Origin of the sequence: Mesorhizobium sp. M0938, assembly GCF_040319125.1 — a bacterium.
Classification (GTDB): Bacteria; Pseudomonadota; Alphaproteobacteria; order Rhizobiales; family Rhizobiaceae; genus Mesorhizobium; species Mesorhizobium robiniae.
Genome location: NZ_JAMYNS010000006.1, coordinates 367,022 through 380,434 on the forward strand (window position 1 = coordinate 367,022; position 13,413 = coordinate 380,434).

Here is a 13,413-nt window from a genome sequence, read left to right on the forward strand (position 1 = left end):
GCGGGTGCACCAGATAGATAGAAGGCGCCGAAGGCGAAAAAGTGCCAAAAGCCGGCATTACGAAGATTTAATGTGCAGTGCACAATAATTCGAAAGCTATCGCAGCATCGGCCACAGCGTCGCTGCGAGCAGCACGCCCATGGCGATGTTGAACCATTTCAGCCGCACCGGATCCGAGAGAAAGCCGCGCAGCGCCGTGCCGAAATCTGCCCACACCGAAACGCTCGGCAGGTTGACGATGGTGAAGGCTATCGAAATCAACGCTACCGACAAGAACGGGTGCTCCGGATTGGCGTAGACGGCCATGGCAGTGATCGCCATGACCCAAGCCTTGGGATTGACCCATTGGAACGCTGCCGCATCGATGAAACGCATCGGTCGCGCCTTGGCCTCGCCCTTGCCGCTGAGCGAACGCGACATGGCGATCTTCCAGGCGAGGTAAAGCAAATACGCGCCGCCCGCGATCTTCAACCCGGTGTGCAGAACCGGAAACGCAGTTAGCACCGCGCCCAGACCGAAGCCGACGGCCAGCAACAACACGAGAAAGCCGATGCTGATGCCCAGCATGTGGGGAATGGTTTTGGCGAAACCGAAATTCACGCCGGAAGCCAAAAGCATGAAGTTGTTCGGACCCGGCGTGATCGAGGTCACGAAGGCATAGACCAGCAGGGCGAGGAATGCGTCGAGGGTCATGGCTTCCTTCCAGGCGGGTCAGCAATATTGTCCTTTTACCTCAGACGCACAAAGGCCACCTCACGGCGGCAGCCGGGCCAGAAGATCAGGATCAAGGCGACAGAATAAATACAGGCGGCGCCGAAGCACTGGACTCAAGCGCCGGACGATCACATTCCTTGCGGGCCGCGGTTCAACGCCGCCACGCCGGTGCGGCAGATTTCGACTAGGCCAAGCGGCTTCATGATGGCGATGAACTGGTCGATCTTGGAGCCCTTGCCGGTGATCTCGAAGATGAAATGCTCGGTGTTGGCGTCGATGACGCTGGCGCGGAAGGCATCGGCCAGCCTCAGCGCCTCGACGCGGGCTTCGCCGGTGCCGGCCACTTTCACCAGCGCGAGTTCGCGTTCAAGCGGCCGGTCCTGGCCGAGCTCGTGCGAGCGCACAGTGAGATCGACGACACGGTGCACCGGCACGATGCGCTCGAGCTGGTGCTTGATCTGCTCCAACACATGCGGCGTGCCGCGCGTCACGATGGTGATGCGCGACAGGTGCTTCTCATGTTCGGTTTCGGAAACCGTCAGGCTCTCGATGTTGTAGCCGCGTCCGGAAAACAGTCCGATGACCCGGGCAAGCACGCCGGGCTCATTGTCGACCAGCACGGAGAGCGTGTGGGTCTCCGGCTTTTCAGTTTCCTTGGCGATGAAGTAAGCGGAACCGGTTGGTTGAAGCTGTGCGTTCATGACATGAATCTCGATTTCAAACTTTTGAGCTAATTATCTGTTTCCGCACGGCTTCTCTAGACAAGCCCTGCCTCGGCTTGCGCGCTACACCAGTTCCCTGCCTTTGGCGTCGATGGCATTGGCCACCGCTTCGTCGGTCGCCTCGTCCGGCAAGAGCATCTCGTTGTGCGCCTTGCCTGACGGGATCATCGGGAAGCAGTTGGCAAGTGTGGCCACGCGGCAGTCGAAGATCACCGGCTTCTTCACCGAAATCATCTCCTTGATCGCGTCGTCCAGCTCGTCCGGCTTCTCGCAGCGAATGCCGTGGCCGCCATAGGCTTCGGCAAGCTTGACGAAATCCGGCATCGCTTCCGTGTAGGAATGCGACAGCCGGTTGCCGTGCAAAAGCTGCTGCCACTGCCGCACCATGCCCATGTACTGGTTGTTGAGGATGAAGATCTTGATCGGTGCGTCGTGCTGCACCGCCGCGCTCATCTCCTGCATCGTCATCTGCACCGAGGCATCGCCGGCAATGTCGATAACCAGCGCATCCGGATGCGCGATCTGCACGCCGAGCGCCGCCGGCAGGCCGTAGCCCATCGTGCCGAGCCCACCCGATGTCATCCAGCGGTTCGGCTTCTCGAAATGATAGTGCTGCGCCGCCCACATCTGGTGCTGGCCGACCTCGGTGGTGATGTAGGTGTCCATGTCCTTGGTCAGCGCGTAAAGCCGCTGGACGGCGTATTGCGGCATGATCACGTCGTGGTTCATCCTGTAGGCGAGCGAATCCCGCGCCCGCCATTTCGCGATCTGCTCCCACCACGGGTGAAGCGCCTTCTTGTCGGCCTTGGCGGTCGCCCGCCACAGCCGCACGAGATCCTCCAGCACCCGGCCGACATCGCCGATGATGGGCACGTCGGTGTGGACGTTCTTGTTGATCGACGACGGATCGATGTCGATATGGATCTTCTTCGAGTTCGGCGAGAACGCGGTGAGCCGGCCGGTGATGCGGTCGTCGAAGCGCGCGCCGATGCAGACCATGACGTCGCAATCATGCATCGCCATATTGGCTTCATAGGTGCCATGCATGCCGAGCATGCCCAGCCAGTTCTTGCCCGACGCCGGATAGGCGCCAAGACCCATCAGCGTCGAGGTGATCGGAAAGCCGGTGAGGTCGACCAATTCGCGCAGCAGATGACTGGCTTCCGGGCCGGAATTGATGACACCGCCGCCGGTATAGAGGATCGGCCTTTTGGCGGCCGCCATCAGTCCGACCGCCGCCTTGATCTTTTCCAGGTCGCCCTGGACCTTAGGTTGATAGCTCGTGCGCGGCGCCGTCTGCGGTGGCACATAGATGCCCTTGGCGAACTGCACATCCTTCGGGATGTCGACGACGACCGGACCGGGACGTCCTGTCGTCGCGACATGAAACGCCTCGTGGATGATTGCTGCGAGCTCGTTGACGTCCTTCACCAGCCAATTGTGCTTGGTGCAGGGCCGCGTAATGCCGATCGTGTCGCACTCCTGGAAGGCATCCGAGCCGATCAGCGAGGTCGGCACCTGACCGGTCAGGCAGACCAGCGGGATCGAATCCATCAGCGCATCCTGCAGCGGCGTCACTGCATTGGTGGCGCCCGGCCCGGAGGTCACCAGCATGACCCCGGCCTTGCCGGTCGAGCGCGCATAGCCCTCCGCCGCATGACCCGCGCCTTGCTCGTGACGGACGAGGATGTGCTCGACATCGTCCTGTTGAAAGATTTCGTCATAGATCGGGAGAACCGCGCCGCCCGGATAGCCGAAAACATGCTCGACGCCATTGTCCTTCAGCGCCTGCACCACCATTTCGGCACCGGTCATTTCGCGCCGCTCGTTATGTCCACTGCTCATCGGTCTGATCCCGTACTGTCCGCCATCGGGCGATTGCTGGTCGTTTAGTCGTGTTTCGGGCAATAAAAAAGGCCCCCGAGGGAGCCTGTGTCTGCGCATGGGAGGTTTTCGCCCGGCGGTTACACCGCCTTGCCCACGCGCTTTCCTACGAGAATGAGTGCCTTTTTCATGGTGGCGGACAATAGAATTGGTTTTGCGCCGCTGTCAACGGCCAATGTGCACGAGACCAAAGGGTTTGAATCCGTTGGCCGTATCCGACGGCCGGTCGACCACCATCGCATTGAGCCAGCTGTTTCCGCCACAAGACACCGTTCCGGTACGACCGCCGGCAGGACCAGAGTCCATGATCGTCCCGATAAACCATTGAAACCACGCGAAACTATTTGACGACGTGACGCGGCGCATAGTTTGCCGCGATACTCCGGTCAGCCGGGCTGGGAGGGTCCGGCAAAACCACGATGACGACCAGGACTTCACGGGAGGAAATTGATGCTCGACAAGGCCCCAGCCAAGAAACTGTCCGACCTGCTCGACCAATTCGGCGCAGCGCTTGCCGCCGGTGATATCGACAAGGCGGTCGGGTGCTTTCAGGAAGACTGCTACTGGCGCGACCTGGTGACCTTCACCTGGAACATCAAGACCATGGAAGGTCGCGACCAGGTGCGCGACATGCTGATCAGCCAGTTGGCCAAGACAAAACCCTCGAACTGGGCGATCGCCAAGGGTGAGGACGCGAGCGAAAGCGACGGGCTGGAGGGCTGGATCAGCTTCGAGACGGAAGTGGCACGTGGCTTCGGCCATATCAGACTGAAGGATGGAAAGATCTGGACGCTGCTCACCACCATGGTCGAGTTGAAGGGCCATGAGGAACCCGCCGGCTTCGCCCGGCCGATGGGCGCCAAGCATGGCCATGGCAAGAACCGTCCGACGTGGAAGGAAGAGCGCGAGAAGGAGGCGGCCGAGCTCGGCTTCAAGACGCAGCCCCACACGCTGATCATCGGCGGTGGCCAGGGTGGCATCGCGTTAGGCGCTCGGCTGAGGCAGCTCGGCGTGCCGACCATCATCGTCGAGAAGAACGAGCGCGCCGGCGATTCATGGCGCAAGCGCTACAAGTCGCTCTGCCTGCACGACCCGGTCTGGTACGACCATCTGCCCTATATCGACTTCCCCCGGAACTGGCCGGTCTTCTCGCCCAAGGACAAGATCGGCGACTGGCTGGAAATGTACACCAAGGTCATGGAGCTGAACTATTGGTCCTCCACGGAGGCAAAGAGCGCCACCTATGACGACGAGAAGAAGGAATGGACGGTCGTCGTCCATCGCGACGGCAAGGATATCACGTTGAAGCCGAAGCATCTGGTGCTGGCGACGGGACAGTCAGGCAAGGCCAACATGCCGAAATTCAAGGGCATGGACAACTTCAAGGGTGATCAGCACCATTCTTCCAAGCACCCCGGCCCCGATGCCTATGCGGGCAAGCGCGCCGTCGTCATCGGCTCGAACAACTCAGCCCATGACATCGCCGCAGCCCTTTGGGAGGCCGGCGCCGATGTCACCATGGTGCAGCGCTCGACCACCCATATCTCCAGATCCGACACGCTGATGGAAATCGGACTGGGTTCGCTCTACTCGGAGAAAGCCGTGCAAGGCGGGATGACCACGGCCAAGGCCGACCTCGTCTTTGCGTCCCTGCCCTACAAGATCCTGCATGAATTCCAGATCCCGGCCTACGCCGAGATGAAGAAGCGAGACGCCAAATTCTACGAGGGGCTGGAAAAGGCAGGATTCATGCTCGACTGGGGCGATGACGATTCCGGCCTGTTCATGAAATATCTCAGGCGCGGCTCAGGCTACTACATCGACGTCGGCGCTTCCGACCTCATCATCGACGGCTCGATCAAGCTGAAAAGCGGCGTCGAGGTTAAGGAGGTCCGGGAGCATTCGGTCCTGCTTAGTGACGGATCGGACCTGCCGGCCGACCTCATCGTCTACGCCACCGGCTATGGCTCGATGAACGGCTGGGCGGCCGACCTGATATCCAGGGACGTTGCCGATAAGGTCGGAAAATGCTGGGGCCTCGGCTCCAACACTACCAAGGATCCCGGCCCCTGGGAGGGCGAATTGCGCAATATGTGGAAGCCGACGCAACAGGAGGCGCTGTGGTTCCATGGCGGCAATTTGCACCAGTCGCGCCACTATTCGCAATTCCTGTCCCTGCAGTTGAAGGCACGGCACGAAGGCATCGAAACGCCGGTTTACGGGCTGCAGCAAGTCCATCACAAGGGATAGCAGGCGGGACAAGACATAGAGGGGGTGGCGCGGCGAATTCCCCCCCTCCTCTGTAATCAGGCGGCAGGAGCGTCGGGTGCGGATACCGGCTGGTTCTGCGTGGCTGCCAGCGCGTCGCGCAGGGCCTGCTCCTTGGTGTGGTCGAGTGAGGTTTTCAGCACGGTGCCGCCCGATCCTTTCAGATCCTCGAGCACCTTGTCGGCTGTCATCTTGCGGACCAGCACGAACAGTGCCGCGTTGCCGGGCTGCAGGCTTGACCCGAGTTCCTTCATGAACTTGTCGTTGATGCCGAAATCGCTCAGCGCGCCGCCAAGAGCGCCCGAGGCCGCGCCAACCGCCGCTCCTACGACCGGCATTAGGAAGATCATTCCGACGAGGAGCCCCCAGAAGCTGCCGGAGACCGCTCCAGCGGTGGTTGGGTTGAAGAGTTGATTGAGCTTGACGTCGCCGCTCTCCTGCTTCACCGCGATCACCGCATCGCTGAGTTCGATCAGGTATTCCTTCTGCAATTCGAACAGCCGCTTGCGCACCTTTTCCGCCTTGGCTTCGGTCGAATAGACGATGGCGATCAAATCGGACATGGAATAGCTCCTTGCTGGCTTGCAAATGCTCGGCGGTTTTGTTGCATCCTACGAAATCTTAGTGACAGGTATTGTTTGTGCTTCGCGTCGCTCAACCGGCGATGCGCGCACGGCGCATCTTCGGACGGCCGTAGGGCGGCACCGCGCAAGGCCGAAAGATACTCGAAGCAGTACTTAACTGTCTATCTGCCCGGCCATGCTATTCGAGATACTTACCCGTGCGATTATCTGTAGAAAAATCAAACGGAGCCTTGCGACAGCCGAGCGTCACCGGGTCTGGCCGATGCGCTTCCAGTAGATAAGCGTACCGGTCAGTCCCCCATGCGGCTTCAATGCATAGTCCGGTATCTCGCCGGCCAGCGTGAATCCCAGTCTCTCATAGAGGCCGGAAGCGCCGTCCTCGGCCGCCGTGTCCAGCACCAGCAGCGTGCGGCCCTTCTCGACAGCGAGGCTTTCGGCCGCTTGCATCAGGCGAGTCGCCACCCCTTGGCCGCGACGAGCGACGCGGGTCATCAGCTTGGCGATCTCGGCCCGGTGCGGCTGGTTGGGGGGACAGTCGAGCAGCAAGGTGACGGTGCCGACCAGAACCTCACCGTCCCAGGCGCCCAGCACCGCTCGTTCGCCTCTTGCCGCCGCCATAAGCGATTTGGTCCAGAAGGCGCCTGCCGCTTCCGGCGCCAGCGGGTGCATGAAACTGACCGATCCGCCGGCGGCAACCGTCTCGATCAGCATATCGCCCAGCATTGCTTGGGCTCCTGCAGCCTGGGTCAGAGCCTTGATTTCGATGGAGCTCATGCGTGCGATGCCCTTTGACTGCGATGGAGCGATCGGCGTGTTCCAGCCGTCAATCAAGACCACTGATTCGGCGTCGCTTTCGTACTGCCTTGATCGCGGCAATGCGATCGGTGTCCTTTGGCTGCAGATGCAGCCCGCGTTCCAGAATTTCGAGCGTATATTCCTCATAGGTCAGGCCCAGCCGCTCGGCCTTTTCCATCCGCATCAGCATCACGTCGCGGCTCGGCGCCTTCCACGCCTTGGCATACGCAGCCTGCCAGGCAAGGAAGATGTAAGGGTCGCCCTTGCCCCACGGCGGGCCATCATACTCGTCGAGAGGCGGCCCCCCATTGTCGGAGCGTTTGGGACGGCGTGCCATGCGTTCAGCCTCTTGCCAGCGCGACCAGATAGTCGGCGGCATCCGGTCCAAGAGCGCGAAATGTGCAATCCGACGGCGCGCCAAGCGCCAAGCAGTCCCCCGGTTCGAGACTATGGACGATATCGCCCTCGGTGAATTCCAGTCGTCCGGAAATCAGCCATATCTGTTGTCTGATGAAGGCATAGGACGCCGCCGGAAAGCTTACCTTGGCCCCCGCCGGCAATTGGACCCGGATCAGTTCGAGCGGCATGTCCGAGACCGGCGAAAGATGCCGCCTGATATAGCCGGTGGCGGGATCGCGCCAGACCGGCTGACCGCCTTCGCGAAGCAGCCCGCCGCCTTGCAGCTCCGCCCGCGCGATGAGGGTGGAAAGCGTCATGCCGAAGGCCGCCGCGATGCGCACCAGAAGTGTGGCGGTCGGGCTCGTCTTGCCGCGCTCTATCGTGCTGAGCATGGCTTTCGATACGCCGGAGCGGTCCGCGAGTTCCGCCAGCGACCAGTCCCTCAATGCTCTTTCGGAGCGTATTCTCCTGCCGATGCTTGAGGAGATATCGTTCGCAACATCAGTCATTCGTCCGGTATATCGAAATATTTGTTTGGAGCAAGGGGCCGATCGGTTCAATTTTCGCGAATGGCTTAACACCCGCTACACCATTCAACCTCACCCCGCCTTAACCTCACCGATGTAACGTCGATCTCCTGGGGAAATGGGAAACAGCCTGTCCATGCTTGTCGAGCGCGAGACCTCCGTCGGAGAGCTGACATTGCAGGAGCGCCGCAAGGCGGAGCAGAACGACAAGCGCATTCTGGGCAATGTCGTCCAGTGCGACGGTGCGCGCGCCACCATCAGCGCCTATGCCGAGGATGCCGAAGGCACGGTCACCGGCCAATGGACCGTCGGCAAGATGATCTCCATCAACCTCGGCACCACGCGAACCGTCGGCTTGGTCTACGGGATCGGCAAGTCGGATCGCGCCTGGAGCAATGAGGGCCAGAACCCGATCGAGGTCAGTATCGAGCTTATCGGCGAGGTGCGCGACGGCGTCGGGCCCGGCGCCAAGCCGGTTTTCGACCGCGGCATCACCTGCTATCCACATATCGGCGCCATTGCCCATCGCATCCGCAGCCGCGACCTGCAGGCGGTCTACGACCTTGCCGGGCGCCACTCGATCACCATCGGCACGCTGTCGCAGGACGAGACGATCGACGCCAACATCGCCATCGACGACACGCTGGCGCGCCACTTCGCCATTGTCGGCACCACCGGCGTCGGCAAGTCCACCGCCGTCTCGCTGCTTTTGCGCAAGTCGATCGCCGCCCGGCCCGACCTGCGCGTCCTCATCCTCGATCCGCATAACGAGTTCGCTGCCTCCTTGCCCGAACACTGCGTCAAGGTCGATTCGACGACGCTGGATCTGCCCTTCTGGATGTTCAAGCTCGAAGAATTCGCCGAAGTGCTGTTTCGCGGGCGTGAGACCGTGCCGGAGGAAGTCGATGCCTTGCGCGATCTCATCCCCGCCGCCAAAAGCCTGTACCGCAACCCCAACTCGGGCACCTCGCTCAGGCGTGGCGCCGACGCGATGACCGCGGACACGCCGGTGCCCTACCGCATTGCCGACCTCCTCAAGCAGATCGACGAGCGCATGGGGTTGCTGGAAAGCCGGAACGACCGTCCCACTCTCAGATCGCTGAGGACGCGCATCGAATCGGCGGCTGCGGATCCGCGCTACCGCTTCATGTTCGGTTCGCGCCTGATCGAGGACACCATCCACGAGACGATCGGCAACATTTTTCGCGTGCCGCATCACGGCCGCCCGGTGACCTGCTTCGAGATGGCCGGCATGCCGTCGGAAGTGGTCAATTCGGTCTGCTCGGTGCTGGCGCGCCTGGCCTTCGACCTTGCGCTGTGGAGCGAAGGCCGGCTGCGGCTATTGTTCTTGTGCGAGGAAGCCCACCGCTACATGCCGGCCGATCCGCGCCTTGGTTTCGCGCCGACCCGGCACGCGCTGTCGCGCATCGCCAAGGAAGGCCGCAAATATGGCTGCTATCTCGGCGTCGTCACCCAGCGCCCGGGCGAGCTCGATCCCACCATCCTGTCGCAGTGCTCGACCTTTTTTGCCATGCGGCTTGCCAACGAGCAGGACCAGGCGATCATCCGCTCGGCGATCGCCGATTCCTCGGCCTCCACGCTGGCGTTCCTGTCCTCCATGGGCCAGCGCGAAGCCATCGCCTTCGGCGAAGGGGTGGCGACGACCATGCGGCTGAAATTCGAAAAGCTGTCCGAGGATCTGATCCCCGGCACGGCCAAACGCGAGGAAGCCGTGCTGTCCAACATCGAGAACGATGTCGACCTGGTGGCGATCGTCGAAAGGCTGCGAAACGTGCCGAAACCGCAGCAGGCGATGGCTTTCGCCGAAGTCGTGGAACCCAGCCGGCAGGCCGGCGATCCCAACTATCGCAAGCCACCTGCCCCGACTGTCGCACGCGTCCAGCCGGACGACGATTTCGACATGCGCTATGGCCTGAAACCGGCAACCTTCGGCCTGCGCCCGCAGAACGATTGAGCCGGCGCCCTCCAGCCCATCAAGCTTCCGTTGCAGACTTGTCAGCCTGTGAAGCCAGGGCAAATCCCGTCAGAAAATTCGTCAGGCTGAGTCGGATGGCGCCGTTTTCGAGAACCGGAGCGGAGCGGACATTAGTCCGTGAGCACCGGAAGCGCAGAAAACGACGCCAGACGGCCAGCATCACGAATTTAATGACGGGATTTCAGGCGCAGACGCGATTGCGTCCTTGCCTCTTCGCCTCATAGAGTTGGCGGTCGGCGCGACGATAGAACTCTTCGGCGGTTTCCTTGCGGTCCCAGACGGCAAGGCCCACGCTGGTCGTGATCTTCAGGCGGACATTGCCTGACAATATCGACATGTTGGCGATCGCCTTGCGAATGCGCTCGGCGAATTTGGCCAGAAGTTCGGCGTCCATATTGGGCGTGACCACCGCGAATTCCTCGCCACCCAGCCGAGCCACCACATCGTGATAGCGCGTCATGTCCTTGAGACAGTTGGCGACCGCCCGCAAGACCTCGTCGCCGACATCATGACCATGGGTGTCGTTAACCTGCTTGAAATGGTCGAGATCAAGGATCATCAGCCCGACCGGCTTTTCGATGCGGCCGAATTCCTCGAGATATTCCTTCAGTGCATCGTCGAAATAGCGCCGATTCTGCATGCCGGTCAGGCTGTCGGTCAGTGCCGCATGCTCCAGCGTTTCCGAACGGGCGCTGAGCGAAACCGTCATTGCGCGCAACTTGCCTTCTTCCGTAGCCTGCCTGCGGATCAGCGGATAGATAAAGAAAATGCCGAAGAACAGCGCAGTCGCCAATAGAACGCCGGTCACAAACAACAGCTTGTTGAGATAGACGATCTTCTCAATCCCGGAAGGCGTCTCGATCTCGGCCGCGAAGGCCTGCAGAAGCCCATAGGCGTGAAGCGTCACCAGGCCGGCGGCCAGGATTACGAAGATGAAGACGAAAAAGGCTGATTCCGCCTTGTGAAAACGCATCTGCTCCCCGTTGGAAAATTCCCACAGACCTTATGGCACGGACGACCTTACGGAGGGTTAATTAGGACAACTTCGACGGGAAGTCTCCCCTCCAGATCAACTTTTCAGGTTGCACCGGAAAACGGATCCGAGATCGTGGATTCCACACGATCACCGGGGCGCTGTCTCAGCCATTCCGGACCCAATTGATGCCTGAACCAGGTCGCCTGGCGCTTGGCATATTGTCGCGTCGCGATCTTTGCGCGCTCGATCGCTTCGGGAAAGCTCAGCTCCCCGGCCATTGCGGTCTGGAGCTCGCGAACGCCGATCGCTTTCATCGCCGGCAAATCGGGATCGAGACCAAGACTGGTGAGTTGCTTGACCTCATCGAGGGCACCCTTCTCCAGCATGCGGTCGAACCGCGCCCCGATCCGCTCCACCAGCGCCGCCCGGTCCGGTTCGATCACCAAGAAGCGTGCGCTGTCCCTGTCGATCAGCGATCGGCCTCTCGCCGCCTGCCATTTGAGGATAGAACGGCCCGATGCGTCGAGCACCTCCAGCGCCCGCACGATGCGCTGGCCGTCGGTCGGCTTCAGCATCATCCCGGCCGCGGAATCCTCGCGCATCAAGACGCGGTGCAGCTTGGCTGCGCCCTGCTCCTGGAGCTCGTAGCGCCAGCGGTCGCGGACCTGCTGCGGAATGTCGGGCATTTCCGAAATGCCTTCCACAAGCGCCCGGAAATAAAGCCCGGTGCCGCCGACGAAAATCACCGGCCGTTCGAAGAACGTGCCCTCATCGATCAGCTTCGTCACGTCGCGCAGCCAGGCGCCGGTGGAATATGCGGTGGAGGGATGGACATGCCCATAAAGATAATGCGGGACGCGGGCGAGCTCGGCAGCGGTCGGCCGCGCCGTCAGCACGTCGAGCACGGAGTAGCCTTGCATGGAATCGGTGTTGACGATGACGCCGCCCTTGCGCTCGGCGAGATCGAGCGCAAGGGCGGACTTGCCGCTGGCAGTTGGCCCGGCTATCAGGATCGCGTTCTTAACGCGGCCCTCGCCCGCCTGCCCGCCGGAATTTTCGATGCCGCTGATCGCCACGCCTTTGATCGCCACGCTTGTGTCCCATCCCGCCGGCCGCGCATTGTCGCCGGCGCTTGCGAATATGGCGTCACGGTCGGTCGGCGCAAGCACTGTTCGCTGGCTGGCCGATGGCATCGCTTGCGAATTCGCTTTGCCCGATGGGACCGAAGCCGCTGAAGCGACCGCCAGCCTGCGCGCCGTGCTCGCTGCCGAGCCGGTCGATGTGATCGTTCAGCAGGCCGAGGGACGGCGAAAGAAAATCCTCATCGCCGATATGGATTCGACTGTCATCGACCAGGAGTGCATCGACGAGCTTGCCGACGAGATCGGCATCAAGGATCGCGTCGCCGCCATCACGGCGCGATCGATGAACGGCGAGATCGCTTTCGAGCCGGCCTTGCGTGAGCGAGTGGCGCTGCTGAAGGGCCTCGACGCTGCCGTGGTCGACCGCATCATCGCCAACCGCCTGACGCTGGCCTCCGGTAGCCGCGCGCTTGTCCAGACAATGCGGGCTAACGGTGCATGGACTGCACTGGTGTCGGGCGGCTTCAACGTCTTCACCTCACGCATTGCCGCCGTGCTCGGCTTTCAGGAGAACCGCGCCAATAGCCTGCTCGAGCTGAATGGCCGCTTCACAGGGCTGGTGGCCGAGCCGATCCTGGGGCGCGCCGCGAAAGCCGAGGCGCTGCTCGAGATTTCGGCCCGCCTCGGGCTGACGACCGCGGACGCCATTGCCGTCGGCGACGGCGCCAACGATCTCGACATGATCCGCCTTGCCGGCACCGGTGTGGCGCTTCATGCCAAACCGGTCGTGGCGGCGGAGGCAAAATTCCGCATCGACCACGGCGACCTGACCGCGCTTCTCTATCTGCAGGGCTACCGGCAGGAGGAGTTTGCAGCGTGACGCCGATCCGCACCGAGCGCCTGATCCTGCGCAATTGGGAGGATCGCGACCGCGAGCTCTTCCATCGAATCAATTCCGACGAACGCGTTATGGAATTCTTTCCATTTCGCCGCGACCGCGCTGCCGCCGACGCCAAAATGGACGAGTTCCGCGCCTGGATCGCCGAGGATGGCTATGGTTTCGCTGCCGCCGAGATAATTGAAACGCGCCAATGCATCGGCTTCGTCGGCCTCCTCGACACCGATCATTTGCCCTTCCTGCCGGCCGGCACAGTCGAGATCGGCTGGCGGCTGGCGCCCGAATTCTGGGGCCATGGCTACGTCACCGAGGCGGCCGAAGCCTGGCTCGCCTATGGTTTCGAAACGCTAGGCCTCGATGAAATCGTATCCTTCGCCGTTATGGATAACAGCCGTTCCACCGCCGTCATGCAGCGCCTGGGCATGATCGCCGACCCGGCCAGCGATTTCGACCATCCCGGTATTCCGGAAAGCCATGCCAGGCTGAAGCGGCATGTGTTCTACAGGCTCGCGCGCGGGGATTGGCAGTCAAGAAAAAGGGCGGCTCGATAGCCGCCCTTTTTGTTTTA

13 protein-coding genes are annotated in these 13,413 nt (G+C 61.7%); 4 read left to right on the forward strand and 9 right to left on the reverse strand.

From position 1 onward, the window contains the following. Positions 1-96 precede the first annotated feature (96 nt). From NKH73_RS13655 to NKH73_RS13665, 3 genes are all read right to left on the reverse strand, one after another. A complete protein-coding gene (locus NKH73_RS13655) occupies positions 97-693 on the reverse strand; it encodes a LysE family translocator (RefSeq protein ID WP_352932154.1) in 597 nt (198 codons plus the stop codon). Positions 694-842: 149 nt separating this feature from the next. After that, a complete protein-coding gene (gene ilvN, locus NKH73_RS13660) occupies positions 843-1,415 on the reverse strand; it encodes an acetolactate synthase small subunit (RefSeq protein WP_095483396.1) in 573 nt (190 codons plus the stop codon). A gap of 84 nt (positions 1,416-1,499) precedes the next feature. Next, positions 1,500-3,281 carry an acetolactate synthase 3 large subunit gene (locus NKH73_RS13665; RefSeq protein ID WP_352932157.1) on the reverse strand — a complete coding sequence of 594 codons (1,782 nt, stop codon included), beginning with the start codon at positions 3,279-3,281 and terminating at the stop codon, positions 1,500-1,502. 489 nt (positions 3,282-3,770) lie between these two features. Here NKH73_RS13665 and NKH73_RS13670 point away from each other — a divergent pair, with 489 nt between their 5' ends. Further along, positions 3,771-5,570, forward strand: a complete 1,800-nt coding sequence (locus NKH73_RS13670) for an NAD(P)-binding domain-containing protein (RefSeq protein WP_352932159.1) — start codon at positions 3,771-3,773, stop codon at positions 5,568-5,570. Positions 5,571-5,626: 56 nt separating this feature from the next. On the opposite strand, the gene NKH73_RS13675 is transcribed toward NKH73_RS13670, so the two are convergent. The 4 genes from NKH73_RS13675 to NKH73_RS13690 form a co-directional block, all read right to left on the reverse strand. Beyond that, a complete protein-coding gene (locus NKH73_RS13675) occupies positions 5,627-6,151 on the reverse strand; it encodes a DUF1269 domain-containing protein (protein ID WP_352932161.1) in 525 nt (174 codons plus the stop codon). Between the two features lie 267 nt (positions 6,152-6,418). Then, positions 6,419-6,946 (reverse strand): GNAT family N-acetyltransferase, encoded by a 528-nt coding sequence (locus NKH73_RS13680; protein WP_352932163.1) that lies wholly within the window; start codon positions 6,944-6,946, stop codon positions 6,419-6,421. A gap of 49 nt (positions 6,947-6,995) precedes the next feature. Continuing rightward, complete coding sequence (locus NKH73_RS13685; RefSeq protein WP_352932165.1) at positions 6,996-7,304, reverse strand: hypothetical protein; 309 nt, start codon at positions 7,302-7,304, stop codon at positions 6,996-6,998. A gap of 4 nt (positions 7,305-7,308) precedes the next feature. Continuing rightward, a complete protein-coding gene (locus NKH73_RS13690; RefSeq protein ID WP_352932166.1) occupies positions 7,309-7,875 on the reverse strand; it encodes a helix-turn-helix domain-containing protein in 567 nt (188 codons plus the stop codon). 154 nt (positions 7,876-8,029) lie between these two features. On the opposite strand from NKH73_RS13690, the gene NKH73_RS13695 reads away from it, so the two are divergent. Further along, positions 8,030-9,868 (forward strand): ATP-binding protein, encoded by a 1,839-nt coding sequence (locus tag NKH73_RS13695; protein ID WP_352932168.1) that lies wholly within the window; start codon positions 8,030-8,032, stop codon positions 9,866-9,868. Between the two features lie 202 nt (positions 9,869-10,070). Here the strand turns inward: NKH73_RS13695 and NKH73_RS13700 are convergent, their stop codons facing one another. Together NKH73_RS13700 and miaA are read right to left on the reverse strand one after the other, a co-directional pair. Next, positions 10,071-10,862, reverse strand: a complete 792-nt coding sequence (locus NKH73_RS13700) for a GGDEF domain-containing protein (RefSeq protein ID WP_352932170.1) — start codon at positions 10,860-10,862, stop codon at positions 10,071-10,073. A 104-nt stretch (positions 10,863-10,966) separates the two neighbouring features. Then, positions 10,967-11,935 carry a tRNA (adenosine(37)-N6)-dimethylallyltransferase MiaA gene (miaA, locus tag NKH73_RS13705; RefSeq protein WP_352932261.1) on the reverse strand — a complete coding sequence of 323 codons (969 nt, stop codon included), beginning with the start codon at positions 11,933-11,935 and terminating at the stop codon, positions 10,967-10,969. Between miaA and serB the strand changes: the two genes are divergently transcribed. Together serB and NKH73_RS13715 are read left to right on the forward strand one after the other, a co-directional pair. Further along, a complete protein-coding gene (gene serB / locus NKH73_RS13710) occupies positions 11,925-12,827 on the forward strand; it encodes a phosphoserine phosphatase SerB (RefSeq protein ID WP_352932172.1) in 903 nt (300 codons plus the stop codon). The genes miaA and serB overlap by 11 nt on opposite strands. Then, on the forward strand, positions 12,824-13,396 hold the full coding sequence (locus tag NKH73_RS13715) for a GNAT family N-acetyltransferase (RefSeq protein ID WP_352932174.1): 573 nt from the start codon (positions 12,824-12,826) through the stop codon (positions 13,394-13,396). The genes serB and NKH73_RS13715 overlap by 4 nt, the downstream gene beginning before the upstream one ends. Positions 13,397-13,413 lie beyond the last annotated feature (17 nt).